Annotated in this window: 21 protein-coding genes, 1 tRNA gene and 1 pseudogene; 12 read left to right on the forward strand and 11 right to left on the reverse strand. The window is 71.5% G+C overall.

Translation table 11 applies throughout. From position 1 onward, the window contains the following. The first annotated feature begins 522 nt into the window (after nt 1-522). Together K1J57_RS07760 and K1J57_RS07765 are read left to right on the forward strand one after the other, a co-directional pair. A complete protein-coding gene (locus K1J57_RS07760; protein WP_220563774.1) occupies nt 523-999 on the forward strand; it encodes a hypothetical protein in 477 nt (158 codons plus the stop codon). Between the two features lie 226 nt (nt 1,000-1,225). Next, complete coding sequence (locus K1J57_RS07765) at nt 1,226-1,840, forward strand: rhomboid family intramembrane serine protease (RefSeq protein ID WP_220563775.1); 615 nt, start codon at nt 1,226-1,228, stop codon at nt 1,838-1,840. A gap of 72 nt (nt 1,841-1,912) precedes the next feature. Here the strand turns inward: K1J57_RS07765 and K1J57_RS07770 are convergent, their stop codons facing one another. The 4 genes from K1J57_RS07770 to dcd form a co-directional block, all read right to left on the reverse strand. Beyond that, nucleotides 1,913-2,851 carry a glycine betaine ABC transporter substrate-binding protein gene (locus K1J57_RS07770; RefSeq protein WP_220563776.1) on the reverse strand — a complete coding sequence of 313 codons (939 nt, stop codon included), beginning with the start codon at nt 2,849-2,851 and terminating at the stop codon, nt 1,913-1,915. Between the two features lie 74 nt (nt 2,852-2,925). Continuing rightward, nucleotides 2,926-4,158, reverse strand: a complete 1,233-nt coding sequence (locus K1J57_RS07775) for a proline/glycine betaine ABC transporter permease (RefSeq protein ID WP_220563777.1) — start codon at nt 4,156-4,158, stop codon at nt 2,926-2,928. Continuing rightward, complete coding sequence (locus K1J57_RS07780) at nt 4,155-5,150, reverse strand: glycine betaine/L-proline ABC transporter ATP-binding protein (RefSeq protein WP_220565402.1); 996 nt, start codon at nt 5,148-5,150, stop codon at nt 4,155-4,157. The genes K1J57_RS07775 and K1J57_RS07780 overlap by 4 nt, the downstream gene beginning before the upstream one ends. Nucleotides 5,151-5,591: 441 nt before the next feature. Next, nucleotides 5,592-6,173 carry a dCTP deaminase gene (dcd, locus tag K1J57_RS07785; protein WP_220563778.1) on the reverse strand — a complete coding sequence of 194 codons (582 nt, stop codon included), beginning with the start codon at nt 6,171-6,173 and terminating at the stop codon, nt 5,592-5,594. A gap of 150 nt (nt 6,174-6,323) precedes the next feature. Here dcd and K1J57_RS07790 point away from each other — a divergent pair. After that, nucleotides 6,324-6,394 (forward strand) — tRNA-Gly (locus K1J57_RS07790). Between the two features lie 763 nt (nt 6,395-7,157). On the opposite strand, the pseudogene K1J57_RS07795 reads toward K1J57_RS07790, so the two are convergent. From K1J57_RS07795 to K1J57_RS07815, 5 genes and pseudogenes are all read right to left on the reverse strand, one after another. Further along, a pseudogene (locus K1J57_RS07795) lies at nt 7,158-7,256 on the reverse strand (IS5/IS1182 family transposase); the annotation flags it as partial. A 180-nt stretch (nt 7,257-7,436) separates the two neighbouring features. Next, nucleotides 7,437-9,839: a hypothetical protein gene (locus K1J57_RS07800; RefSeq protein ID WP_220563779.1), complete on the reverse strand. Its 2,403-nt coding sequence runs from the start codon at nt 9,837-9,839 to the stop codon at nt 7,437-7,439. Between the two features lie 59 nt (nt 9,840-9,898). Further along, nucleotides 9,899-10,279 carry a DUF6507 family protein gene (locus K1J57_RS07805; protein ID WP_220563780.1) on the reverse strand — a complete coding sequence of 127 codons (381 nt, stop codon included), beginning with the start codon at nt 10,277-10,279 and terminating at the stop codon, nt 9,899-9,901. 797 nt (nt 10,280-11,076) lie between these two features. Then, nucleotides 11,077-12,804, reverse strand: a complete 1,728-nt coding sequence (locus tag K1J57_RS07810; RefSeq protein WP_220563781.1) for a tetratricopeptide repeat protein — start codon at nt 12,802-12,804, stop codon at nt 11,077-11,079. A gap of 173 nt (nt 12,805-12,977) precedes the next feature. After that, complete coding sequence (locus K1J57_RS07815; RefSeq protein ID WP_220563782.1) at nt 12,978-13,640, reverse strand: hypothetical protein; 663 nt, start codon at nt 13,638-13,640, stop codon at nt 12,978-12,980. 118 nt (nt 13,641-13,758) lie between these two features. Between K1J57_RS07815 and K1J57_RS07820 the strand changes: the two genes are divergently transcribed. The 8 genes from K1J57_RS07820 (at nt 13,759) to K1J57_RS07855 (ending at nt 21,203) form a co-directional block, all read left to right on the forward strand. Then, complete coding sequence (locus tag K1J57_RS07820; RefSeq protein WP_220563783.1) at nt 13,759-14,499, forward strand: SDR family oxidoreductase; 741 nt, start codon at nt 13,759-13,761, stop codon at nt 14,497-14,499. Nucleotides 14,500-14,572: 73 nt separating this feature from the next. Beyond that, nucleotides 14,573-15,130, forward strand: a complete 558-nt coding sequence (locus tag K1J57_RS07825; RefSeq protein WP_220563784.1) for a hypothetical protein — start codon at nt 14,573-14,575, stop codon at nt 15,128-15,130. A gap of 98 nt (nt 15,131-15,228) precedes the next feature. Continuing rightward, entirely contained in the window at nt 15,229-15,558 is a 330-nt protein-coding gene (locus tag K1J57_RS33380) for a hypothetical protein (protein ID WP_255646902.1), read from the forward strand. 366 nt (nt 15,559-15,924) lie between these two features. Further along, the gene (locus K1J57_RS07835) at nt 15,925-16,527 is read left to right on the forward strand and encodes a hypothetical protein (protein ID WP_220563785.1); all 603 of its coding nucleotides are present in this window, start codon (nt 15,925-15,927) and stop codon (nt 16,525-16,527) included. Next, entirely contained in the window at nt 16,524-16,967 is a 444-nt protein-coding gene (locus K1J57_RS07840; RefSeq protein WP_220563786.1) for a hypothetical protein, read from the forward strand. Before K1J57_RS07835 ends, K1J57_RS07840 begins: the two co-directional genes overlap by 4 nt. A gap of 165 nt (nt 16,968-17,132) precedes the next feature. After that, the gene (locus tag K1J57_RS07845; RefSeq protein ID WP_220563787.1) at nt 17,133-17,933 is read left to right on the forward strand and encodes a hypothetical protein; all 801 of its coding nucleotides are present in this window, start codon (nt 17,133-17,135) and stop codon (nt 17,931-17,933) included. A gap of 102 nt (nt 17,934-18,035) precedes the next feature. After that, the gene (locus K1J57_RS07850) at nt 18,036-18,515 is read left to right on the forward strand and encodes a hypothetical protein (protein WP_220563788.1); all 480 of its coding nucleotides are present in this window, start codon (nt 18,036-18,038) and stop codon (nt 18,513-18,515) included. Between the two features lie 102 nt (nt 18,516-18,617). Next, entirely contained in the window at nt 18,618-21,203 is a 2,586-nt protein-coding gene (locus tag K1J57_RS07855; RefSeq protein WP_220563789.1) for a glycoside hydrolase family 9 protein, read from the forward strand. 91 nt (nt 21,204-21,294) lie between these two features. On the opposite strand, the gene K1J57_RS33945 is transcribed toward K1J57_RS07855, so the two are convergent. Beyond that, a complete protein-coding gene (locus tag K1J57_RS33945; RefSeq protein WP_220563790.1) occupies nt 21,295-23,814 on the reverse strand; it encodes a VWA domain-containing protein in 2,520 nt (839 codons plus the stop codon). Between the two features lie 102 nt (nt 23,815-23,916). Further along, nucleotides 23,917-25,044, reverse strand: a complete 1,128-nt coding sequence (locus K1J57_RS07865) for a sorbosone dehydrogenase family protein (RefSeq protein WP_220563791.1) — start codon at nt 25,042-25,044, stop codon at nt 23,917-23,919. A gap of 174 nt (nt 25,045-25,218) precedes the next feature. Between K1J57_RS07865 and K1J57_RS07870 the strand changes: the two genes are divergently transcribed. Then, a complete protein-coding gene (locus tag K1J57_RS07870) occupies nt 25,219-25,659 on the forward strand; it encodes a hypothetical protein (protein ID WP_220563792.1) in 441 nt (146 codons plus the stop codon). Nucleotides 25,660-25,693 lie beyond the last annotated feature (34 nt).

A 25,693-nucleotide genomic window follows, 5' to 3' on the forward strand; every position in this document is an offset into this window, starting at 1 on the left:
ATCACACGACAACGCGCCCGTAACACAACGGCGGATCCCGCGTTCCCGCAGGCCAGGGGGGCGCCCAGGACAGGTACTCAGTACCGGGGATTCGGTCGCACCAGAAATAGAAAGTGGCAAAACCATTGTAGTCAACAATGTTTACTTAAAAGTAAACGATGTTTGACTACCCAAAGCTCCTATTCGATTACCGAATTAAAAACGGACATACGAGCACAGACGATTCATCAAGGCGAAAAGATCCGCCCGACCATCGACGTCGACGGAGGCCGAGCGGATCATATAAACATGGGATGACATGATGTTGGAAAGATCCGTTCGCGCGCCGGCGGCCGTCCCCCGCCGCCGCCCCGACGTCCCGGGCGGCGTCCCCGCCCGTCCGTCCGCAGGTCGCGGGCGTCTCCCTGGAAAGCCCGTCGTTCCGGTGTCCGAAACCACCATGGGCACCCCCGCGGAGCCGATAAAGTCGACAGCGGCGGCGATCACCGCCCACCCCAGACCGCAGCGAGGAAGGCCCCTGCCGTGTCCGAAACAGTGCGCCTCGTCTGTCCCTCGGGCCGCAAGCACGCGGAGCTGTGGGGCGGCTACCTGCTGGCGGCCCTGGGCGTCGTGGCCATCGCGGTCGACCCCTCCCACTGGGCCAACATCACGCTCGGCGTCCTGCTGCTCCTCATCGGCGGCGGGCTCGCGGCCCACGGCCACCTCTTCGTCAAGGCCCCCGTACTGGAGGTCTCGGACGGGGAGTTCCACTACCGGCGCGGCAAGTACGAGGTCAGCGTGCCCTTCGGGGACATCGGCTCCTACCACCTGCTGCCCGGCGGCGTGCGCTCCCTGGGCCTGTGCGACACCGCGGGCCGCCCCAAGCGGTTCCCCTCGCTGCAGAGCCGCCGCACCTCCCGCGCCTACCTGCCGCTGACCGGGATCACCAGCCCGGCCAAGGTCGAGGCGTTCATGGCGGTGGCGGGCATCCCGCCGCGCAAGCGCTCGCTGACCTCCTGACGACCCCGGCGCCGCTCCCCCGCCGGACCCGGCCGGGCCTGCGGGCAGGGCCCCGGCCCTTGTGGCCCGGGTCCCGGTCGACGTCCCGGCCGGGCGGGTAACGGTCTGTCCGAAACCCGTGCACACAACGGTACGCAGTCGGACGTCTCAGGCCACATCAGTCCAATTCGCACCACACCCACCACGGACATACCGTTGCAAGCCCGGGTCATCTACCCTCGGTTCCGTGACGCAGTCCAGAATCACCGCCATCCTGACCGTAGCGGGGATGCTCGCGGCCATGTGGGTCTTCGAGATCCTCGACTTCTTCATGTTCGGAACCCTCGACTACCAGTTCGGCCTGCGCTCCTGGGACACCGGGGCTCCCTGGACCGTCCTCACGGCTCCGTTCATGCACGGCAACATCCAGCACCTCGTCGGCAACTCGCTGCCCTTCCTCGTGCTGGGCTCGCTCGTCGCCTTCAGCGGGCTGTCCCGGTTCCTGCTGACCACCCTGATCGTCACGGTCGTCAGCGGCGTGGGGATCTGGCTCTTCAGCGCCCCCACCACCATCACCGTCGGCGCCAGCGGACTGGTCTTCGGCTACTTCGGCTACACCGTCCTGCGCGGCATCATCGAGCGCAAGACCGTCGACATCGTCATCATGATCTGCGTCGTCCTCTTCTACGGCACGATGATCTGGGGCGTGCTCCCGCAGTACCCCGGGGTCTCGTGGCAGGCGCACCTGTTCGGCTTCCTCGGCGGTCTGATCGCCGCGTACGTCCTCCCCAAGCGGGAGAAGCGGCGCCAGATCGACCAGTGGCGCCAGCCCGGGGCGCAGGGCGGCTACTACGCCCCCTGACCCGGCCCCGCATGCCGAAGGGCCCCTCCCGTACGGGAGGGGCCCTTCCCTGTCATCGGGTGCGGCGCAGGCCTAGAACTCCAGGCCCTCGGCCGCGTCGCCCAGGGTGCGCTCCAGGAACTCGGGGTTGTCCGCCAGCCAGGCGCGGGCGCCGGCCTGCGGGTCGTCCTTGTGCTCCTCCAGGGTCAGCACCTCCAGGGAGGCCAGCTCCTCGTCGGTCATCTCCCAGCCCTGCAGCCACTCGGCGAGCTCCGGGTAGTCCTCGGTGAAGCCGCTGCGGCCCACCGCGTGGATCTCCTCGGCGTCGCCCATCAGGCCCTCGGGGTCTTCGAGGTCCTTCAGGTCGTGCTTGGCGTAGGCCGGGTGCGGACGCCACAGGGTGACGGCGATCGGCTCCTCCTCGGCGATCGCCGAGTCCAGCTCCGCCAGCATCGCCGCGGTGGAGGACTCGACCAGCTCGAAGTCGGCGTCCAGGCCGTAGCCCGGCATCGCCTCCTCCTTGGTGACCCGGGTCAGGCCGGCGCCCGACTCGATGCCGACGATGCGGCCCCCGAGCTCGTCGGCGTGGTCGGCCAGGTCCTCGATGCTGTTCACGTCCTCCATGTAGGCGGGGACGGTGATGGTCAGCTTGGCGTTGTCGTACCAGGTGCCGAGGTCCTCGAGGTCGTCGCCGTAGTCGTTCCAGTAGTCGGCGTGGGTGACCGGCAGCCAGGTGTCCAGGAACAGGTCCACGTCGCCGTTGGCGGCGCCCTGGTACATCGGGGCGACGTCCACGTCGGTGACCGTGACGTCGTAGCCCTTCTCCTCCAGGATGACCTGCCACATGGCGGTGGTGGCGATCGCCTCCTCCCAGGCGATCAGGGCGATGTTGACCTCCTGGGCGTCGCCGCCGCCCTCGCCCTCGCCGGGGCCGGTCAGGTCCTGTCCCCCGCTGTTGCCGCAGGCGGTGAGGAGCAGGGCCGCGCTCATGCCGGCGGCGGACAGCGCGGCGGTGCGCTTTCGGGTGTACATCGTGGGGTTCCTTCCCTAGGGGATCGGAGGAACCGGCGGGCCGTGTGCGACCGGCCCGCCGGGTCGGGGTGCGCTCAGGCCGAGGAGACGGCGGCGCGCCCCTGCGGGCTCTTGCGGGTGACCGCCGCGGTGAGGCGGTCCAGGAAGATGGCGAGGACGACGACGGCGATACCGGCCTCGAAGCCGAGTGCGCCGTCGTTGCGGCTGATGCCCTGGTAGACCTGGCTGCCCAGGCCGCCGGCGCCGACCATGCCCGCGATGACGACCATGGACAGGCCCAGCATGATGACCTGGTTGACGCCGGCCATGATGGTCGGCAGGGCCAGGGGCAGCTGGATGCCGGTGAGGATCTTGCGGCCCGGTGCGCCGAACGCCTCGCCCGCCTCCACCAGCTCCCTGTCGATCTGGCGGATGCCCAGCTCCGTGAGGCGCACGCCCGGGGGCATCGCGAACACGATGGTCGCGACCACGCCGGGGACCGCGCCGATGGAGAAGAAGAAGATCGCCGGGATCAGGTACACGAACGCGGGCAGCGTCTGCATCAGGTCCAGGACCGGCTTGACGATCTTGCTGACCAGGTCGTTGTAGGCGGCCAGGACGCCGATCGGGATGGCGATGGCCACCGCGATGGCGCTGGCCACCAGGACCAGGCCCAGGGTGTCCATCGCGTTGTCCCACTGGCCGACCGAGGCCACCAGGGACAGCGCGACCAGTGCGAACACGCCCATCCTCCAGCCCGCCACCGAGTAGGCGAGCAGGCTCAGCAGGAGGATCATCAGCAGGGACTTGGGCTCGGTGACGAGCATGGGCAGCAGCAGCCAGCCCAGGAGGACCACGGCCAGCCAGCCGCCGGCCACGACCGCGGTGCGCTTGCGCGAGGCCGCGTTCAGCGCCCCCATCACCGTGACCGCCGCCAGGAACAGCAGCGAGACGATGAAGTAGGAGTCGACGTACTGGTCGAACAGGTTCATCGCCCACAGGAACAGGAAGGGCGGCAGGCTGTTGACGACCGTGTCCACCAGGCCGGTCCACGCCTGGAGGATGTAGAGCACCGAGACGGCGCCGACGGTCACCGCCAGCGGGCCGCGGTGCGAGCGCAGCAGCGGGACCGCGATGATCACCGCGGCGATGAAGGTGAGCTGGGCGGCCGCCGGGTCGGAGAAGAAGCCCGACAGGACGGACACGGCCCAGCGGATGAACTCGCCGATGGCGTCGAAGGCCGGGCCGAAGTGGGCCTTGAGCCAGTTGTTGAACGCCTCGAACCCCTCACCGACGGGCAGGGCGGGCGGGAAGTCGACGGGGGTCACGGCCGCTCCCTCCCCGACGCGAGGGCGGCGAGCACGGACGTGCGTGAGGCGGTGCCCAGCACGCTGCCGTCCTCGTCGACCACGCGGACGAGCTCGGATTCGGCCATGTCGGTGTACAGGTCGGCGATCGGGGTGTCGGCCGCGACCGTCGGCGCGCCCGCGCCCGCGGTGGCCCCGGTGTCCAGGGCCGAGGCGGCGGTCAGCACGCGGGTGCGGTCGACGTCCTCGGTGAACCGCTCGACGTAGTCGTTGGCGGGCTCGTTGAGGATCTCCTGCGCGGTGCCGATCTGGGCGACCCGGCCGTCCCGGAGCACGCAGATGCGGTCGCCCAGGCGCATGGCCTCGTTGAGGTCGTGGGTGATGAAGATGATGGTCTTGCCCAGCGACTCCTGGAGTTCCAGGAGCTGGGTCTGCATGTCCCGCCGGATCAGCGGGTCGAGGGCGCTGAACGCCTCGTCCATCAGGATGATGTCGGTGTCCGCCGCCAGGGCGCGGGCCAGGCCGACGCGCTGCTGCATGCCGCCCGAGAGCTGGTGCGGGAACTTGTCCTCCCAGCCGGCCAGGCCGACCAGTTCCAGGGTCTCGGCGGCGCGGGCGGCCCGCTCGGCGCGGGGCTCGCCGCGCAGTTCCAGGCCGTAGGCGGCGTTCTCCAGCACCGTCCGGTGCGGCAGCAGGGCGAAGTGCTGGAAGACCATGCTGATCTTCTGGCCGCGCAGCTTCAGGAGCTCCTTCTTGCCCAGGGCCGTGATGTCGACGCCGTCGACCTCCACCGATCCCGAGGTGGGCTCCAGCAGGCCGTTGAGCATGCGGATGAGTGTGGACTTGCCCGAACCGGACAGGCCCATGACGACGAAGATCTCGCCCGGCTCGACGTCGAAGGAGACGTCGATGACCGCGGCGGTCACGTCGAGGTCGGCGATGGTGTCGCGGTGACTGCCGTCGGCGAGCCGCTCGACGGCGGCTCCGGCCTGTCTACCGAACACCTTGTACAAGTGGTCTGCGCGTACTGCTGGCACGGTCTCCTCTACGGGGCTGTCCCGCCGCGGAGCAGACCGGCTTCCCCGATCGCCGCCCGCGGACTCGACAGGCAGCCGGTCCGCGCAGGGCCCCCCGGTGCGCGCCCCTTGCGGGGTTCGGACCAGCACCTGGTTCACGTCGGGGGGCAACGTTACCGAGATGCGTAGCCACAGATCAGACGGTTGGTAACCAGCAGATAACATGTTTAAACGACATAAAAACGGTCCGCCGACCATGCCGGGGGTTTGCATCGTCGCAGGACAGCGATATGTGATCTATACCACGCACGTTCTTAACGTGATGCCGGTCACATATGCGTGACAGGAGCGCCATACGACGGTATGTGCCAGCTCCGCAACCTACCGTCACGACGCCGGGCGCGCCAGACCCCGGCCCGGAAGAGCCGGGGTGCCGGGTCAGGACTCGATGCGCGTACGGGTGAACTTCAGGTGCGAACGCGACGGCGTCGGGCCGCGCTGCCCCTGGTAGCGCGAGCCGTACTCCGCGGAGCCGTAGGGGCGCTCGGCCGGCGAGGTCAGCCGGAACATGCACAGCTGGCCGATCTTCATGCCGGGGTACAGCTTGATCGGCAGCGTCGCGACGTTGGACAGCTCCAGGGTCACGTGCCCGGAGAAGCCCGGGTCGATGAACCCGGCCGTGGAGTGGGTCAGCAACCCCAGCCGCCCGAGCGAGCTCTTGCCCTCCAGCCGGCTGGCGATGTCGTCGGGCAGCGTCACCACCTCGTAGGTGGACGCCAGAACGAACTCCCCGGGGTGGAGGATGAAGGCCTCGTCGGGGTCGGTCTCCACCAACCGGGTCAGGTCCGGCTGCTCGACGGAGGGGTCGATGTGCGGGTACCTGTGGTTCTCGAAGACCCGGAAGAACCGGTCCAGGCGCACGTCGATGCTGGACGGCTGGACCAGGCCGGGGTCGAAGGGGTCGATCCGGACCCGCCCGGAATCGATTTCGGACCTGATATCGCGATCGGAGAGCAACACGCTCCGAACCTACCGCCTGGCGGAAGCACCAGGGCGGACACCGGCCGAACAGGGACGCCCGACACGGGATCCCGGCGCCGACTTGCCGTCGGACCCCGGGAATGGGCTAGGATGGCAACGGTTGACCGGCCGTTGAGGCGGCGGGCACACGCGGATGTAGTTCAATGGCAGAACTTCAGCTTCCCAAGCTGATAGCGCGGGTTCGATTCCCGTCATCCGCTCCGTTCGAAAGACGGCCCCTGGACAGCGAAGACCCTTCGCACCCCAGGGGCCGTCTTCGCGTTGGGGGTGTGCCGGAGGCACACGGACCGACGGCCAGCGTCACGTGACGTGCCCCGCTCCCGTCATCCATGGCCGCGAGGCCCCCGAACACACGTGCCCCTCGGTACTCGGCACCAAAGATCTCCGGAGATCTTCAGCGGATTCGCTTTGATCCGGCCGCCACCCGAGCGACGGCCTGCACCATGGCGACCATCGACCAGCGCGACTCGCCGGTAGCAGGTCCCGTTACCGGGACGAATGGCCGCTCGGCGGCACCCGCGACGGCACGCCCCAGTCCGAACCCTTCGTCACCCGCGCCGACGCCCGCACCTTCAAACTCCACGTCGAGGCGGCCGGACAGCACTGGCCCGAGAACCGGATGCCCACCAGGGCTGGGCCGGGGGCTGCCTTCTGGCCGCGGGTAGGTGAAGACCACCCCGGAACCCGACACCGAACCCGTCCTGCTCGCAGCTTTTGCCCGCGGGCGCATCGACTCCCTCTCCGGGATCGAGGAGCGTACCCGGGCCGACTACCACCGCAACCTCGAACGGCACCTGAGCCCCTCCTTCGGCACCGCGAACCTCCGCGAGAAGGGCGTGCCGCCCCCTGAGCACGTCCGCCGAATGGGTCAACCACCTCCAGGCCGAGGTTCCCGATCCGCGAACGCCCATCAACCCGCACAACAGCGAGGGCTTCAAGAGCTCATCTCACTTGGTGGGTCCGTTAGCAGATCAGCGTGCAGGCGATGCCGACGAAGGCCGGGAAGCGGTCGGCCCGACGCTCATAGCGGCAATGCAGGCGGCGACATCCGGCCGGCCAGGCATGGTTCGCTCGACCGAGATCACACCTTCAGCTCGGGCTAGTTTATCTCGAAACCTTCGGGAACGGGGTTCTTGAGAATGTAAGAGAAGATTTCAGAATCCTCTTGACTGAACCCGAGCTCCAAGTACATGGCAACGAGCTCTTCATAGGTGTAATTTTCCGGGTCCTTCACGGGAACGATCACAGCAACCCCCACTCCCCAAATAGATTTTCCATTGCATCCCGAAGGGGTGCGAAGTTATTATCCACCCATTGCCTGTTTTTGTCAATGCCAGGGAGGGAGAGATTGAGTTCGAGTTTTTCCCGAAGCACCGAGTCTCCGGTTTTTTCCGTGATCCACTGAGAGTAAATTCGAGCAAATATCTCCGCATTGGTCGAAAGATACATATAGAACTGCGTTTTCGGAGCCCTTTTCAGATCTAGAAGCTCCGGAGAGGACCTCGCCAGGTGCAGCAGGTTTCTCATAGCCGGTTCAAGCGGCATTGCGTTTGACGCGAGACCCAAGCGCGTCGCCGTACTCCCAGCCTGGTCGACTGCGTGGCCGATCTCATGGACAAAAGTTTCTCGAAGATGGGAAGAATTGGCGTCGAAAAGAATCGTCTGACTTCCCGGCTCAAATCTCCCGAATACTCCCGCCGGGAGGTTTCCCGCCTCGAATTTTATTACCGCCATCGAGTCAGGGAATCTGTGAACTCCTCCGACGAGGTTGATGGCGGCTTGAATCTCCTGCAAAATATGCGGAGGTATGGATTGACTGATGGAGTGGGGGAGGTCATCTCTGGAATCCAGGGATTCCGGAAGACCCTCATGGCTTGAGGAGGAATCCTCCCTTGCATCTGCCTCGGTTCCTTCATGGCCCGATCCGTCTGCTTCATTTATTTCGATGATAGTGTTATCAGCAAGCCGAATGGTAACGCTATCCCCAGGACGGGAAAAGTGGTGGTTCTCGACGACATACGGCCTTTCGTTAGCTCGACCGGGTATGTTGTCGTGGGTTCCTCCTGAAACGAGATCGTCCTCGAAGGGATTACGGACCGGGGTTCCAGGCAGTCCTTGTCCACTTGTGGCGACGGTTATCTCGTCGCGAGCGGTGAACTCAACACCCCCGCTGTTGACCTTGACCCGCTGGTCATAAGCCGTGGACGCATTGTCGGGAACCTGGGAAGCCACCCACGCATCCTCCGCGCCGCGCAGGCCCTCCTCCAGCTCCCGGCGGGATCCCGGATCGATACCGTCGAGGAACTCCTGGCCCGCGGCCAGCTCGGCGGCGGTCGGGTCGGCGGGCCGCTCGGCATCGGCGGCGCCGTCTCCCGAGGGGGAGCCGGTGTGCGAGTCGCGCAGTGCCTCCAAGCCGGTCAGGAGTGTGCGCAGCCGCTGGGGGTCGACCCCCAGGGCCCGCAATGTGTCATCGGTCAGGGAGATGACGGGGGTGAGTCCACCGGAACCACTGCCTTGCCGGCCGGACGCTGCGCTGTCGACCAGGTTCTGCAGCGCGTCGGTCAGCCCGCGGGGGACGCCGCCGACCCCGTCCAGGATCTTCAGCCCCTTGTAGGCCAGCAGCGGCACGCCCACCGCCGCCCCCACGCCGGTCGAGGTCAGCGCCGCGCCCGCCACGATCGTGCCGACGTTGAGCAGCGCGGTCGTGATGACGTACGCGGGTCGTTCCTCCCACTCCCGCCACGGCACCACCGCGTGGGCCGCCTCCACCGCCGAGTCCCAGGCGATCTCCCGGCTGCGCTCCCAGCTCTGGAACCCCCAGTGGTCGATCTCGGCGTCGTACAGCCCCACCATGGCGCCCGCGCCCTCGACCACACCCCACCAGTGGGCGTCCAGGTTGGTGCTCCACTCGAAGTCCCAACCCCCGGCACCGTGCATCCCGACCATGCCGCCGGCGTTCTCCAGGATTCCGCCGCCGAAGTCCCAGACGGCGTGCTGGACGTCCCAGAACCAGTAGTGGTCGACGCCGATCCCCGGTCCGCCCCAGGCGTTCTCCAGCTCCTCGGTGATCTCGGTGAAGCCGTAGGCGATCTCCCCACCGCTCAGCCGGGTGGAGCCGTCCGGGTTCACCGCCGTGTACCGGCGCGCGCTGAACAACCCGATGATGGCGTTGGCGCACTCCGCCTCGGCGGCCATGAAGTCGTTCTGGATGCGGATCTTCTCGGAGTTGATCCGCGTGTACTCCTGGTACTCCTCGCTCTCACCGCCGAGGAGCGTGCCCTTGGCCCAGTCCTCGTCGTCGGCGACCCGGGCGTTGAAGCGGCGCGCGTCGCCCTGGAGGGCCCATGCCTCTCTCCGGAGTTCGCGGGCCTTCTCGGCGAAGGTGGTCAACGCCGTGGCCGCCGTGCCCAAGGCGCCGTCCACCTCCCCGGCGTCGTCGGGGACCGAGTCCACCGCCGAGAAGAGCATCTCGGCCTCCGGTGCGGAGTAGCAGGAGGCCAGCCCGCCCCAGGCGGTGTGGATGTCGGCCGCGCCCTCGGCGATGTCGGCGCCGTCGCCCTTGAGGTCGTCGGCGGTGTACTCCAGGCGGTCCGGGTCGGTGCCGGGGACGAAGAAGGTGCTCGGATCGAAAGGGGCTGTGCTCACAGGTCACCGCTCCGGGAGTGTGGGGGGCAGGGGGAGGCGCGGGGAGGGTGTGGGCGGGGTCAGCGGTACTGGGGCTGCTGGCCCGACCCCGCGGCAGGGGTGATCTCGGTGGCCGGTTCCCTGGCGGCGTTGAGCTGGGCTTCGGCGGCCATCTCCAAGTTGCCTTCGATGTAGTGGTTGGTGGCCTCGTAGGCGCCGCCGACGGCCCTCAGGGTCGTCTCCGCCATACCGCCGAGAATCCCGAAGTAGTGTTCGGCGAACCGGCCCAGCGCATCGGCGACGATGCCGCTGCCGCACTCCTCGACGGCGTTGCCCAGATGGGTCTCCAGTTGGGACAGCTCCCGGGTCAGTCCGGAACCTCCCTCCTCATCGCCCAGATGTCCCAGGGTCGCCTCCAGAACACCGCCGACCTGCACTGGATCGATATTCCAAGCGCTCATCGAATCCCTTCTCCTGTCCTGGAGAACCGCTCTGCGTACGACCCTTCGGATGATTCGCCGTCATCGGTGTGGCCGATTCCGGCCATTTCCTGTTGTGCGCGGACGAGCTTCGCCTCGAGAAGGAGCGGAGCCGAGCGAAACTTCCTGAAAGTCCTGCTCAGGCGCTTGTTCAGGAAGGCGTCTCCGCCCTTGAGCCACCCGCTTCGCCCTACTTGGGCGAGCCTCGGAAACCCCTGGTCCCGGCATACGGGAGACACGCCCCTCGGCCTGGGGCGGGCGACCCGAATGGTCACCTCCCCACCCTTGGAACCCCGTTCCACCAGGTTGGACTTCACTCGTTCACCTCTTCTGCGCACCTCGCATCGATAAGCGGTTTCCATTGTGTCTTCGGGCGCATTATGCCGAACGGTAGGGACAGAGGGTGAGCCGGGATATGCGCACGGCAGTCCCCTCGTGATGCCATGGAACCCGGCCGCCTGTCCGAATCCCTGTGGCCTGGCCGACCACCCGGAACCGGGGTTGTGCGCTTCCGGACGAGACGTGAGGACTTCGCCGCCCTGGTGCACCCGTGAGGGTGCACGGGGTGTGGTGCAGGGGGCTATCGGGCAACGGAGCGACCTGGGGGTTCTCGGGTCAGCGCACGTGGAAGGGCTGATGGTGGGGTGGTTCGATTCCCGTCATCCGCTCCATGACGAGAACGGCCGGGTGGTTCGGATTTTCCGAACCACCCGGCCGTTCCGCTTTCCCCGGGCGGGTGCCGGGGGCCGTGCCGCAGGCCTGTCGGGAGCCGCAGGGGCTCACCAGTCCAGTTCGGCGTTCAGTTCCCGGGTCTCGCGAATGCGGCGCTCGAGCACGGACAGGCGCTGCCGTACCTCCTCGATCTCCGGGGCCTGGGGGCCCAGCACCCAGAGCATGGTCTGCGCCACCGATCGCTGCTCCGCCTCCGCCTCCTCCAGCCGGTCGGCCCACAGCAACGCGAACGCCAGATGGTGCCGGCTCCGCAGGGTCGCCGGATGGTGCTTTCCGCGCAGGCGCCGGTATCCCGCCGCGACTTCGCGGTACTCCGCCAGGGAGGCGTCCGGTTCGCCCATGGTCATCAGGGTCCGCGCCAGACGGTGCCGGGTCTCCAGGGTGTCCGGATGGTCGGGTCCCCGCTCCGCCGCCCCCAGCCGGACCGACCTGCGCATGCCGGCCACCGCCGCCCCGTCCCGCCCGAATCCGAGCGCCTCCCACCCCAGCACCATGGCGTCCTCCGCCGAGACCCCCTCCAGGACCTCGTCGAACAGGGCGTCCGGAACCCGCTCGCCCGGCAGGGTCCGCTTCAGGGCCTCGTCCACCAGGTGGTCGAAGACCTCGACATGGTCCGCGCCGACCGGTGTCAGCAGCCGCGTCGCTCCCGCCCGCGGCGCCGTGGCCCATTCCCAGGCCCGGTCCGATGCCTCCGGACGCCGGTCCCCGCTTCCCGCCTCTTCCGACAGCCGGACGTGGAGCCGTTCCACCAGCGCCCGCGGAATCGGCCCCACCGCCCCGCAGCGGCGGACCGTCACCGCCGCGGCCACCAGGAGCGCCCCCTGGGAGGCCGGGGAGAGGGCGTGAGCGGCGTCCCCCGCCGCGGACGGATCCCCGGCGCCGTTCACTTCGGCGAGCAACTCCGGGGCGCGGGCCAGGAGCGGCGCGAACCCGTGCACGCCGCGCCGGTCCAGCGCGTGCGCGATCCGCTCGTCCGAACGGAACCGCTCCGCCCGCTTCCGTTCGCCGTCCGTCAGCGCCCGGTCGACACGGATCTCGACCGCGCGACGCAGGAGCAGCCTCCACCGCTCGGCATCGCCACCGTCGAGCAGCCTCTTCTTCTCGGTGTCCCGCAGGGTCGCCACCACGACGCGGTGCGTGCCCCGCCCCTGCCCGCCGAGGAGGTCACCGACGTTCTGCGCGGTCAGGTGCGGGTCGGAGGCCCATCGGTGCAGGTCGTCCAGCCACAGCACACACCGGGGGTGGGCGGCCGCCGCCTGGAGTGCGGGGGCCACGCGCGCGCCCGGGCGCGGGGCGATCAGGACGTGGTCGGTCAGGTGCCGGACCGCCTCGTGGGCGCTGCGGGTCTTGCCCACGGCCGAATCCCCCGCCAAGAAGACGAATCTCTGCGCCTGAACGGCGGCGCGGAGCCGCACGTCCGCGGCGCGCGGCACGTAGGGGGGCAGGGACGACCCGCCCCGGGCGTCGGCCGCCGCGGGGGCCACGCCCCAGGTCAGCGGATCCGTCCGCCTCCCCACCGTCGGCAGGCGCCCGCCGGGCCCGGTGTCACAGGAGACCCGGATCTCCTCCCGGGCGGGAAGCCGCCGACGCCAGGCCTGCGACCGCCGGAGCAGCACCGTGCCCCGGACCGCCAGGGCCGCTCCCGCCGGAAGGGCGAACGCGGCCCACCAGTCGGGTGGCGCGAACCAGGCCGCCTCGACCGTACGCAGGAACACCGCCGCCCCCGACAGCAGCAGGAGCACCGCCGCCACCAGCCATGGGCCCGGTGCCGCCACCGGTTCTGCTCTCCCCACCCTGACGACCTCTCTCGTCTCGCGAGCACCACGTATCCACCCCTCTAGGCCGGTCCGGGGCTTTCACCGGTGCGGTGAAGGCGGTGTGCCCGAGGACGCGCAGGGCCCGGTGTCACATGAGGAGGGAGCGATGCGGGACGGCGCCGGACGGGCGGTCAGGGCGTGTGGCGGAACGGGGGCAGGGCGCGGAAGGCCGGGTCGACCCGCAGGGACTGCGCGAGCACGCCGAGGAGGCGGCGGGCGCGGGAGAGCGGGTGGTCCGGGAAGCGGTCGTCCCACACCGGGTCCTCGGCCTGGTTGCGCGGGGTGCCGCCGGTGACGCCCTCGGTGTAGGGGTGCCGGGCCCAGGCGGCCATCGCCCCCTGCACGTCCCCCTGGTGGCGGTCGAGGAACGCGGGGAAGAGGGACGCCTCCCGGATGCCGGTCACCGGCCCCTCGAAGCACTGCACCCGGACCACCGTGCTGCACCGGTCCCGCGGGATCGTGTACGAGCCGATGTAGGCCATCCCCGTCTCCCGGCGGGGGTCCCTGCCCTTGACCACCTGGCGGATGGCGGGCATGCCGTCCAGGGTGACGGTGTCCAGTTCGACCAGGCCCATCCCCGACCCCGCGACGTGGGCGCTGGTCCGGGCGCGCAGGTCGTCGAGGTCCTCCAGGGAGGCGGGCAGGTCGGGGACCAGGCCGAAGAAGTCGAGGATGACCGCGTCGCCCGTGGCGTCGACCCAGGCGTTCTCCTGGACCTGGCGGTGGCCGGCGGTGTCGAAGGTGAGGGGGGTCCCGGCCAGGCCCGCGGGGCCCCGGGGGGTGTCGGAGTTCATGGCGGCACCCTAGTCGCCCCCTCCGTCGATCACGCGTACCCGCTGGTGGGACCATGGATCCCGGTGGGGCGCCGGCTCCGGGCGAGGGGCCCGGCGCCCGCCCCGGGGAAGGGGACCCATGACGACGCGACCTCTCACCGTGGTCACCGGCGGCGGCCGGGGCATCGGTGCCGCCACCTGTGTGCGGCTGGCCGGCGACGGGCACGACATCGTGTTCGGCTACGCCTCGGACACCGGGGCCGCGGAGCGGACCGCCGAGCAGGTGCGCGCGACCGGGGCCCGGTGCGCGGCGGTGCGCATGGACACCTCCGTCGAGGCCGACGTCGACCGGCTGTTCGACACGGCGGAGGCACTGGGTCCGGTGACGGGCCTGGTCAACAACGCCGCGGTGACCGGGCCGCTGGGCCGGTTCGCCGACGCCGACACCGCGGTCCTCAGGCGGGTGGTCGACGTCAACGTGCTCGGCTACCTGCTGTGCTGCCGCCGGGCGGCACGGGACATGGGGAGCCGGGGGTCGGGTGCGATCGTCAACGTCTCCTCGGCCGCAGCCACCCTGGGCAGCCCGGACGAGTACGTCCACTACGCGGCGACCAAGGCGGCGGTGGACGCCATGACGGTCGGCCTCTCCAAGGAGTTGGGACCGTCCGGAATCCGGGTCAACGCGGTCGCCCCCGGGGTGATCGAGACCGACATGCACGCCGCCATGGGCGACCCCGGCCGCCCCGCCCGGGCGGCGGCGACGATCCCGCTGCGACGTGCGGGGCGTCCCGGGGAGATCGCCGACGCGATCGCCTGGCTGCTGTCCCCCGAGGCCTCCTACGCGAGCGGAACGGTGCTGCGGGTGGCCGGCGGCAGGTGAGGCCGCCTCCGGCCGCCCGGGTTTCGCCGGGGGACCCCGGGGCAAGGGTTCTCTGCACAGGAGGTTGCCCCCCGTGGAGACGACGCCCCTAGTCATCCTCGTCCTGGTGGTGATCGTGGCGGCCCTGGGCGCCGGGATCGCCCTCCGTTCCGCGATCCTCCCGGCGCGCCGCACGGCCCGGCTCAGACGGCGCTTCGGCGCGGAGTACGACCACGCCCTGCACCTGCACGGGAACACCGCGGACGCCGAGCGCGACCTCTCCGAGCGGCTGTCGCGCCGCTCCTCCCTGAGACCGCGCGCCATCCCCGACGAGCTGCGCGACGACCACGCGCGCTCCTGGGTGGCGGTGCAGCAGGGGTTCGTCGACGACCCCGAGCGCTCGGTGCGGGACGCGCGGGCGGTCATCGCGGCGATCGCCCTCGACCTGGGGCACCCGCCCGGGGAGGAGTTCGAGCGCCTGCTGGGGACCCTGTCGGTGGACCATCCGGCGGAGGTCGCCGAGGTGCACCGGGTCCGGGGGGACGGCACCGAGGGCACCGAGCACCTGCGCGAGCTGCTGGTGGCCCACCGGCGGCTCGTGGAGGCCCTGCTGGGCGGGACCGGTGTACGCGGATCGGAGGCGCAGCGGTGAACCATTCCGAAGCGGCAGGCCGGGTGCGCTGGACCCTGCGCGCACACGAGGGGGGCGCGCGGACGGCGCGCGCCGCGGCACGACGGAAGGCGGACACGGTGGCTGAGGAGACCGGCGAGGCGGCACCGGCGCGCGGCGGCGGGCCCACCGCGGAGGACGGCTGGCGGCCCCGGCCGCGCGGGGTGAACCCGGGGTCGGCCCGGGACCGGATGGGCGGCGCGGTCACCGGGTTCGTGGACGACCCCCGCGGCGCGGTGGCCGAGGCGGACGCGCTGGCGTCGGAGGTGGCCGACGCCCTGGTCGCCGAGATCGAGTCCCGGCGGGCGGCGCTGCGCGCGGCGTGGGACGAGGACGCCGACACCGAGACCCTCCGGCTGGCGCTGCGCTCCTACCGCTCCTTCGTCCAGAGCCTGATCACGGGCAGATAACATCTGCCCGCACAAAAAGCCCGCCCGAACTGCGAAAAAGCGACCTGTGCGCGTTTTTGGAACACCTCGCCCGGACCTCGAGTAAACGGCCCCTGCGGGCACGGTGAATACCGCTTCGATCGCACCGAAGCCGGAGCGGAGACCCCGGCGGAACACCTTCCCTTCCCCGGGGCGACGGCCCGTCACAGCCGGTCCGTGCCGCGGGCCCGGGGACGCCGAAAGCACGTGCCGGCGCTCCCGGGCCCGCGATATTTTTTTCCGGGCTTTCACTTGGGAGAACGCGGCTCCGCCCGCCCGGGAAACGCCTGTCCGCCGTTTCCCGGAAAAGGACCCGGGCAGGGGATGAGGCATAGGAGGTGAACCCTCGTGGACACGACGACGTACATCATCATCGGCGCGGCGGTCCTGCTCGTCCTCGCCGTCGCCCTGGTCCTCTCCCTCGGGAGCGGCAGGGTTCCGATGGGCAACCGCACCCGGCTGCGCAAGCGGTTCGGCGGCGAGTACGACCACGTGCTCATGACCAGCGGCGACACGAGGTCCGCGGAGCGCGAGCTGTCCCGGCGGCTGGACCGGCGCAGGGAGGTCCGGGTCCGGCGTCCCACGGACGCGGAGAAGGACCGGTACCGGGAGGCGTGGCTCGCGGTCCAGCAGCGGTTCGTGGACGACCCGGCCGGCGCCCTGCGGGGCTCCCGGCGGCTCCTGACGGAGGTCTCCGTCGCGCTCGGCTACCCGGAGGATCCCTCCGGGATCGACGACGACTCCTTCGAGTACCGCCTCGCCGACCTGTCGGCGGACCACGGAGACGAGGTCGCCGCCGTGCACCGGACCGTTCGTACCGACACGGACACGACCGACACCGAGCACCTGCGCGAGGTCCTGGTGGCCCACCGCGGCCTCCTGGAGTCCCTGCTGGGCGGTGCGGCCGTCCGGCCGGCCGCGCACGCCGTGACCCCGGAGGTGGCGCGATGAAGCGGAACGAGGAGAACACACCGGGCCGGCGCGCCCGCGCCGCGGGAGCCGGGGCGGAGGTCCACGACCGCCCCGAGGGGACCGGGGTGGAGGCCGTCACCGTACCGGCGGCCAGGTCGCGGACGGCCCCTCCCGACCCCGGACACGGGGGGCACGGGGGCGGGGGGCCGTCCGGCCCGTCCGGCCCGTCCAGGGGCGACGAGATACGCGAGCGCATGGCCGCCGCGGTCAACGGCTTCGTAGACGATCCCGGCAAGGCCGTGGGCGAGGCCGACCTGGTGGCCGAGGAGGTGGTCCGGACGCTCATCGAGGGCGTCGAGGCCCGCCGGTCGGAGCTGCGGTCCGCCTGGGAGGGCGGCGCCGACACCGAGAACCTCCGTGTGGCGCTGCGCGGCTACCGGGCGTTCGTGGAGGAGATCCTCGACGGCCGCCCCCGCTGACGGCCTCCGGAACCGTCCGTACCGCCCCGGGACCTTCGCTCCCGGGGCGGTACGCGCCGTGGGCGGGCTGTAGCATCGTGGCCGGATCTTCCCCTGTCCGCGCCCCCGCCGTGCCGGAGAAGGCCGTGGGACGGGGCTTTTCGGCACGAACGGGAGCGGATGTTCATGGATGTTGAAGAAACCCAGGTCATGAGCCGGACCGGCGAGTTCACCACCACCCTGAGCTGGCAGGAGTCCGTGCGCAGCCGGGTCGCCGCGGCCATGGACCGCTTCGCCGGGCCGATCGCCGACCTGGCGGACCGCGACGCCAACGAGGGGGACACGCGGCTCCTGGTCGCCGACTTCTTCAGCGTCGGCCTCAATTTCAGCAAGTACCACGACCTCACCACCGACTACCGGACGGGCGGGGAGTCCAACGACTACGCCATCGTCCTGGACGGGAAGCTGTTCGCTCCCGTGGAGGTGCGGGGGATCGGCCAGGACCTGGACCTGCGCAACATCCAGATGGCCCGCCGCCTGGCCTCCCAGGAGGGCGCGGAGTGGGTCTTCCTGACCAACGGCCGGGCCTGGCGGGTCTACCACCTGCGTCCGGAGGGCTCGGGGGTCCGCCCGGTCGTGGTGGTCGACGCGGACCTGGCCGACCCGGCCTCCTACCACCGCAACCTGGACCAGCTCTTCCACATCACCCGCGAGGCGGTCGTCCACGGGCGGCTGGACGCCCTGCGCCGGTGGCGCGAGGCAGTGGAGGCCGCGCCGCTCTCCGGTCTGGTGACCGAGGACTCCGTGGTCGCGGCGGTGCTGCGGGAGCTGAGCGAGCGCACCGGTCACCCCGGGCACGCCGGGGACGCCGAGGAGGTGCGCCGCATCCTCACCGAGCAGGTGGTGGCGCGCGGCCTGGCCCCCGCCGAGGCCGGTGGGGCGCCCGAGGCCGATGGGGCGGCCGGGGAGGCCGGGGAAGAGGAGTGACCGCGGCGGCCGGATCCGGACGGTCACCCGTCGGAACCGCGTGCGCGCGAAGGGCGCCGTAGGGGCCGGTGCACGCCCCGACCCCCAGAGGTGCTCCTTCGCATGCGGTTCCGAACCCTCGTCGTCCCCGCGGTCCTGGCCGCCGTCCTCACCGGCTGCTCGAACGTCGAGCTGACGGCGACGCAGCGCATGAACGACCTGCTCCCGTTCCAGGAGGAACTGCCCGACGGCTACGTCCGCGAGTGGATCGACATGGACGGTTTCGACGGGAGGCTGTCCAGCGCCGAGCACATCTCCTCGGTGTCCTCCTCGTCCTGCGGGGACGCGCTGGCCGAGCCGCCGGACGTCTTCCCCGAGGGGACCGGCGAGGGCGCCGCGCTGAGCCTGCGGCCGCCGGCCGGCCGGGTGCCCGCGGAACCGGTCGGCCCGGCTCCGCGGGCACTCGCACGCCCCCGCCCGGCCGGAGGCCGCCGCCCCCTGGCACCGCCCGGCGCGGCGGACCGGCGGGGCGCCCCCGCCACCCGGGCCGGGAACCGCGCGGTTCCCGGCCCGGACGGAGATCCCTCCGACAACCCCCATTGACACGTGTGACGGGCGACACAACAATGGTCGTACCTTTTGTCTGGGAGCGCTCCCAGACCGTTCGCGGCCGGCTGCTCGGCCCGCCCGGAAGGACGACCCCCCTTGAGTCCACGAAGAACCCCCGCGGTCCTGGGCACCGCCGCCCTCCTGACCCTCCCCCTGACCTCCGCCCCGGCCCTGGCCGACGACGAACCCGTGGAGCAGATCGTCAACGGCGACTTCTCCGACGGGACCTCCGGCTGGTGGGGCACGCCCCAGATCGAACTGACCGTCACCGAGGACGAGGTCCTGTGCGTCGAGGTGCCCGGCGGCACCTCCGACCCGTGGGAGGTCATCGTCGGCCAGAACGACGTACCGCTCGTCGCGGGCGAGTCCTACACCTTCTCCTTCACCGCCTCCGGCACCGCCGAACGCCCCGTCCGGGCCCTGGTCCAGGAAGCGGTCGACCCCTGGCGCACCGAACTCGACGAGCGCCCCGTCCTCACTCCGGAGATGGGCGGGTACGAGTACGTGTTCACGGCGGGGGCCGACCACGACGCCGCCCAGGTCGCCTTCCAGGTCGGCGGAGCCGCCGACCCCTGGACCCTGTGTCTGGACGACGTCTCCCTGCTCGGCGGGGCCGAGCCCCCCGTGTACGTGCCCGACACCGGCCCCCGCGTGCGCGTCAACCAGGTCGGCTACCTGCCGCAGGGCCCCAAGAACGCCACCGTGGTCACCGACGCCGCCGATCCGCTGCCCTGGAGCCTGGCCGACGCCGACGGCACCGTCGTCGCCACGGGCGACACCGTTCCCCGCGGCCTGGACGACACCTCCGGGCAGAACGTGCACACCATCGGCTTCGGGCACGTCACCACCCCCGGCGAGGGCTACACCCTGACCGCCGACGGGGAGACGAGCCACCCCTTCGGGATCGGCGCCGACCCCTACCGGTCCCTGGCGACGGACGCGCTGGAGTTCTACTACACCCAGCGCAGCGGCATCGAGATCCTCGACGGGATCGCCCCCGGGTACGCGCGGGAGGCCGGGCACGCCGGTGTCGCGCCCAACCGCGGCGACACCGAGGTCACCTGCCACCCGAGCACCCCCTGCGACTATTCGCTCGACGTCTCCGGCGGCTGGTACGACGCCGGGGACCACGGCAAGTACGTGGTCAACGGCGGCATCTCCGTGCACCAGCTGATGAGCGTCTACGAACGCGCGCACGCGGCGCCCACCGGGGACCCCGAACGGGTCGGCGACTCCACCCTGGCCGTGCCCGAACGCGACAACGGGGTCCCCGACGTCCTCGACGAGGCGCGCTGGGAGATGGAGTTCCTGCTGTCCATGCAGGTGCCCGCGGGCGAGGAGCTCGCCGGGATGGCGCACCACAAGGTCCACGACGAGCGCTGGACCGGGCTGCCCCTGATGCCCGCCGCCGACCCCCAGCCCCGCTACCTGCACGCGCCCTCGACCGCGGCCACCCTCAACCTGGCAGCGACCGCCGCCCAGTGCTCGCGGGTGTTCGCCCCCTACGACGCCGAGTTCGCCGCCACCTGCCTGACGGCGGCCGAGACCGCCTGGGACGCCGCCCGGGCCCATCCCGACCGCTACGCCGAGGTGGGTGGCGAGGGCGGCGGGCCCTACAACGACGACGAGGTCGCCGACGAGTTCTACTGGGCCGCCGCCGAGCTGTACCTGGCCACCGGCGCCGCGGAGTACGAGGAGGCGGTGACGTCGTCGGAGCTGCACACCGCCGACGTGTTCACGGCCGACGGCTTCGACTGGAGGTGGACCGCCCCGCTGGGCCGCCTCCAGCTGGCCACCGTGCCCAACGGCCTGCCCGACCGGGAGGCGGTGCGCGCCTCCGTGGTCGAGGGGGCCGAACAGTACGCGGACGCCGCGGCCGACCACCCCTACGGCCTGGCGTACGCCCCGGCGAGCGGGGTGTTCGCCTGGGGCTCCAACGGCCTGGTCCTCAACAACCTGGTGGTGGTCGCCACCGCGTACGACATCGACGGCGACACCCGGTTCCGGGACGCCGTCCTGGAGGGCATGGACTACATCCTGGGCCGCAACGCCCTCAACAGCTCCTACGTGACCGGGTACGGAACGGCGTACACGGAGAACCAGCACAGCCGCTGGTACGCGCACCAGCTGGACCCGTCCCTGCCCAATCCGCCGCCGGGCACCCTCTCCGGCGGGCCCAACTCCGACACCGCGACCTGGGACCCGATCGCGCAGGCGAACCTGGACGGGTGCGCACCGCAGTTCTGCCACATCGACGACATCGACTCGTGGGCGACCAACGAGCTGACGATCAACTGGAACTCGACCCTGGCCTGGGTGTCGGCGTTCGCGGCCGACCAGGGCGACGCCGCACCGCCGGCGGAGTCCACCTGCGAGGTGGACTACCGGGTGCACGGCACCTGGGAGGGCGGGGCCACCACCCAGGTGGTCGTGCGCAACACCGGCGGTGAGGCGCTGGCCGACTGGACCCTGGCCTGGTCCTTCCCCGGTTCCCAGACCGTGCGCGAGCACTGGAGCACCAACCTGACGCAGTCCGGGCGCGCGGTGACCGCGCACGCCCTGGACTGGAACGCCGAGATCGGCGCGGGCGACGAGGTGACCTTCGGTTTCACCGGGTCGCGCGGACCCGGACCGAACGCCTCACCCGAGCGTTTCACGCTCAACGGGAGCGTCTGCCGCTGATCCTCCCCGGCGGTGCGCACTCCCGAGCGCACCGCCGGCCGGGAGGGGGCGGGGACCCGCAGGAGAGCGCGGACCCCGCCCCCGCCCCGGGCTACCCTTCGGCCCGCGGCCGCCTGCGCACCAGGAACAGGGAGATCACCCCGGCCGCGATGAGCAGTGCCGCTGCGGCGACGGCGCCGAGCACGGACGTTCCGGTGACCGGCAGCCCGCCCCTGTCCGGGGGCCCGTCCGGGGCCGGGGGCCGCGGGCCGGGTCCGCCCGGCTCGGGCGACGGGCTCGGCTCCTCACCGGGCGACGGGCTCGGTGACGGGTCCGGTGTCGGGCTCGGCGACGGACTCGGGCCCGGTCCGGGCACGAAGGTGTTGCGCACCCGGCACGTGACGTGCTCGCCCAGGCCGACCTCCACCGTGCCGCCCGCGGCGAGCTCCTCGTCCGAGCCCTCCGCCCGGCAGCTCCACGGGCCCGCGGTGTACCCCTCGGGGCCCGCCTCGCCCAGCTCGTAGCCGCCGGGGACGACCGCCGCCCCGGTCACCGCGGGGTCTCCCCCGGGACCGCTGACCGTCCCGCCGTCCCCGGCCGCCGTCAGCGTCCAGTCGCCGGGCCCGGCCGTGCCGCCGCCGGTGTTGTCCACCTCCTTGACCAGCGTCAGCCGGGTGTCGCAGGTGAACGCGTTGTACACGGTGTAGCGGTTGTGCTCCGCGGGCAGGGCGAACCCGAAGTCCTCCCGGTACCTGTCCTCGCGGGTGCCCTCCGCCCCGGGTTCGAGGCCGTCGAAGGGGCTCTCCTCCCCCTCGGGCCGGGCCTCGGCCAGCACCAGGAAGCACTGCTCCGGCGCCGTCATGACCTCCTGCCCCGCCACCGTGCCGCCGACCGTGTACCCGCCCCGGGCCTCGCCCCAGGGCTGCGGGGCGAGGGCCTCGCCGTCGGCCAGGCTCAGGGCGGACCCGAACCCGTCGGGCTGCTCCCCCTCCGGGTAGACGAGCCCGTCGATCCACCAGGACTTGTCAACGGTGAGGTCGGCCGGCGGTTCCGGCGCCTTCTGGTTGTAGACGGTGCAGTTCACCGGGGCCGCCGCGGGCACGGACACCGCGAAGGCGGGGTCGTCGCCCGGCCGGGACTCGACGTCGAGGGGCTCGCCCCCGCCCTCCCCGGTCAGCTCCACGCAGCGCGCGGTCTCGCCGTCCTGGGACACCAGCCGGTAGCCGTCCCGCTGCCGCTCGGTGATCTCGACGACCGCCGACTCCGCGCCGTGCGGGTAGGTCAGGGCGAAGTTGACCGTCCCGGTCCCGTCGGCCCCGGTGGTCGCCGAGGCCGGGTCGACGGCGGCCCCCTCCGTCCCGGTCCCGGCCTCGAAGGTCCAGCCCGGGCCGGCCGGCACCGCGCCGCTGAGATCGCCCTCCCCGTTCCCCTCGGGGACGATCATCTTGGTCACCGACAGGCTGCCGGAGCACATCTGCCCGACCATCTCGCGGATGGCCTCGCCGACGGCCCCGAAGTCGCCGGTGTGCAGGTGGTCGGCCTCCAGCATGTTCGACCCGTCGAACTCCACGGGCCCGGTGACCGCCCGCAGGTTCAGTTCGGTCTCCGTGTCGATGCCGTCGCCGACCCCGGCGGCGACCAGCCTGGAGCCCTTCTCCTTGAGCAGGTTCGCGGAGAAGACCGCCTCCTCCACCTCCCGGAAGCGGGTGAAGCTCCCCGGCCCCTGCTCGTTCCGGTAGAAGGTGGGGTCGCCGTCGGTGATCATCAGCACGAGGTCGTAGTGCGCCTGGGCGCCCGCCACCGTATCGAGGGCGACGTCCCAGTTCGTCCCGCCCTCGGCCGCCCAGTCCCGGTACAGGGCCTTGAAGGCGTCGGCCTGCTCGGGGGTGGTGACGGGTACCAGGTCGGGGTGGTTCTCCCCCTGCTCCGCCGGGGAGGAGCTGGAGAAGGAGAAGAGGGCCATCTGGGACGGGGTCCCCACGAGGGAGTCCGTGATGGTGTCGGCGGCCTGTTTCAGCTCGGGGAGCTCGTCCTCCACCGAACCGGACGTGTCCAGAAGCAGTGCGATGTCCAGTCCGCACCGCTGCGGGAGGGGGACGTTGTCGCGCGAGACCTGCCAGTACCCGCCGGAGGCGTCCCGGGCCGCGCCGCCGCCCTGGGCCATGAACTCCGCGCCGGAGGTGTAGGTCCCGCCGGGTTCGAGGAGCGGCGTCCTGAACACGTAGGGGTCCGCCTGCGAGGCTTCGCCGCTGCCCTCCCCGGTGCGCAGCGCGGGGTTGGAGAACCACCCGTCGGGGACCCCGACCTCCTTGACCCAGAGCCGGGTGGTGCCGTCGGTGCCGGGGACGGTGAAGGCGCAGGTGCCGCCGGTGGAGGTGCACTCGGCCACCGGTTCCGCGTCGTCGGCGTTCTCGAACAGCCCGAGGACCACACCGTCCAGTGCGCCGGGCGTGTCCCCGGCGCGGACCCCGCCGACCTTCACGACGACCTCGGAGCCGGTCGGGACGGGCTGGGCCGAGGCGCCTCCGGACGTGACCGCGACCATCGAGAAGGCGCCGATCAGCGCGAGGGCCGCGGACAGCGGCCCGCGTCCCGGTCCGGACCGTCGCGCACCCCTGGGGAACACGGACATAGCTCACCCTCCGCAGTTAATTACTACTTAGAGTAATCAAGCGGAGGGTGGGCAACGGGATGATCCTCCCCGCGTGTCACCCGCGCCCCGGATACCGAGCACTCACCCCAAAGGCACCAGGAACAGCCGATCGTCCTCTTCGACCGGGTCGCCCCGGCCGTCCCGGTTGCTGGTGGACAGCCACAGGGCGTCGCCCTCGGAGGTGACCACGACCGTGCGCAGCCGCCCGTACTCCCCGGTGAAGTGCGCCGTCGGCTCCCCGACACCGCCGTCCCCGGTGAGCGGGACCTCCCACAGTCGGGCACCGCGCAGCGAGGCCACCCACAGGGAGCCGCCCGCCACCGCGGCGCCGCTCGGCGAGGCCTCGTCGGTGGTCCAGGTGACCAGCGGGTCGACGAACCCGTCGCCGCCGCCCTCGCCCTCCACCTCGGGCCAGCCGTAGTTGCCGCCCGGCTCGATGAGGTTGACCTCGTCCCACTCGTCCTGGCCGAACTCCGTGGCGTACAGCCGCCCCTCCTCGTCCCAGGCCAGGCCCTGGACGTTGCGGTGGCCGTAGCTGTAGGTCGCGTTGCCGAAGGGGTTGTCCTCGGCGGGCTCGCCCTCGGTGGTGATCCGCAGGATCTTGCCGCCCAGGGAGTCCCTGTCCTGGGACAGCGACGGGTCCCCGGCGTCGCCGGTGCCGGCGTACAGGAAGCCGTCGGGGCCGAACGCGATCCGGCCGCCGTTGTGGTTGCCCGCCGCGGGGATGCCGTCGAGCAGGGTCTCCTGGCCGGTCAGGCCCTCCTGCGGGTCGTACTCCAGGCGTGCGATCCGGTTGTCGGAGGAGGAGGTGAAGTAGACGTACACGTAGGGCTCGTTGGGGAAGGCGGGGTCGACGGCCAGCCCCAGCAGCCCGCCCTCGCCGCCGGGGGACACGCCGTCCACCGAGCCCACCGTCGCAACGGTGCCGTCCTCGGCCACCCGGACCACCTCGCCGGAGTCCCGCTCGGCGACCAGCACCGAGCCGTCCGGCAGCACGGCCGCCCCCCAGGGGACCTCCAGGCCGGTGGCGTGGACACGGGGCTCCCCCACGGCCGCCCCAGCCGTGCCCGGGGCGCCCCCGGCGCCCGGGTCCGCACCGCCCGCCGTGTCGCCGGACGTGCCGCCGGCCCCGCAGGCGGCCGTCAGGGCCGCCGCCGCGGCGGCGGCCGCGGCCCGCCCCGCCGCTCCTGTGCGCACTGTGGATCTCATGCCCGCCCCTTACCCGCCGACGCGCCCCCGACCCGCCCGGGCCCATGTGTGAACCCGGGGATTCGGGTCAGGGGAATGCACACGACCCGAGGGAGGGGCACGATGGGCAGGAGAGAGGGCTCCCCTCCGCGACACCCGTGGCTCAGGGGCTCGGTGCGCGGAGCGGTGGGATCCATGGCCATGACCGGGATGCGGCAGGCGACCGTGGGGCTGGGGCTCGTCGAGCGCACACCGCCCGACGAGATCCTGCGGCAGGGCGTTCCGCCGCTGCTGGAGGCCTTCCCCGAGAACAGGAGGACCGCGGTCATCGAGCTGGCCCACTGGACGTACGGGGCGACCGCGGGCACCGTGTTCGCGCTCCTCCCGAGGGGGCTGCGCGCGTCGCGCCTCACCGGCCCCGTCTACGGCGTCCTCGCCTGGGGGCTCTTCGAGGTGCTCCTCGCCCCGGCGCTCGGCCTGGGGCACGCCCGGAGGGACCACCCCGGGGAGCGGTGGGCACTGCTCGCCGACCACGTGTTCTTCGGTTTCGTCGTGGGGGCTCCCCCGGAGACCAGCGTGGCCGGCGGCCGGGAACCGGAGGAGGACGACCCCGAGGACGGTGGCGGGCGCGCCTGAGGCGCCGACCGTCCCGGGCTCGGGGCCGGCGCCG

Source organism: Nocardiopsis sp. MT53 (genome assembly GCF_019598965.1).
Lineage (GTDB): Bacteria > Actinomycetota > Actinomycetes > Streptosporangiales > Streptosporangiaceae > Nocardiopsis > Nocardiopsis changdeensis.

Bases quoted from the DNA above. Each gene is read 5' to 3' on its own strand.
- K1J57_RS07770 (WP_220563776.1), bottom strand. From the start codon at position 2,851: ATGTACACCCGAAAGCGCACCGCCGCGCTGTCCGCCGCCGGCATGAGC.
- K1J57_RS07805 (WP_220563780.1), bottom strand. From the start codon at position 10,279: ATGAGCGCTTGGAATATCGATCCAGTGCAGGTCGGCGGTGTTCTGGAG.
- K1J57_RS07815 (WP_220563782.1), bottom strand. From the start codon at position 13,640: ATGAACTCCGACACCCCCCGGGGCCCCGCGGGCCTGGCCGGGACCCCC.
- K1J57_RS07820 (WP_220563783.1), top strand. From the start codon at position 13,759: ATGACGACGCGACCTCTCACCGTGGTCACCGGCGGCGGCCGGGGCATC.
- K1J57_RS07840 (WP_220563786.1), top strand. From the start codon at position 16,524: ATGAAGCGGAACGAGGAGAACACACCGGGCCGGCGCGCCCGCGCCGCG.
- K1J57_RS07845 (WP_220563787.1), top strand. From the start codon at position 17,133: ATGGATGTTGAAGAAACCCAGGTCATGAGCCGGACCGGCGAGTTCACC.
- K1J57_RS07850 (WP_220563788.1), top strand. From the start codon at position 18,036: ATGCGGTTCCGAACCCTCGTCGTCCCCGCGGTCCTGGCCGCCGTCCTC.
- K1J57_RS33945 (WP_220563790.1), bottom strand. From the start codon at position 23,814: ATGTCCGTGTTCCCCAGGGGTGCGCGACGGTCCGGACCGGGACGCGGG.
- K1J57_RS07865 (WP_220563791.1), bottom strand. From the start codon at position 25,044: ATGAGATCCACAGTGCGCACAGGAGCGGCGGGGCGGGCCGCGGCCGCC.
- K1J57_RS07870 (WP_220563792.1), top strand. From the start codon at position 25,219: ATGGCCATGACCGGGATGCGGCAGGCGACCGTGGGGCTGGGGCTCGTC.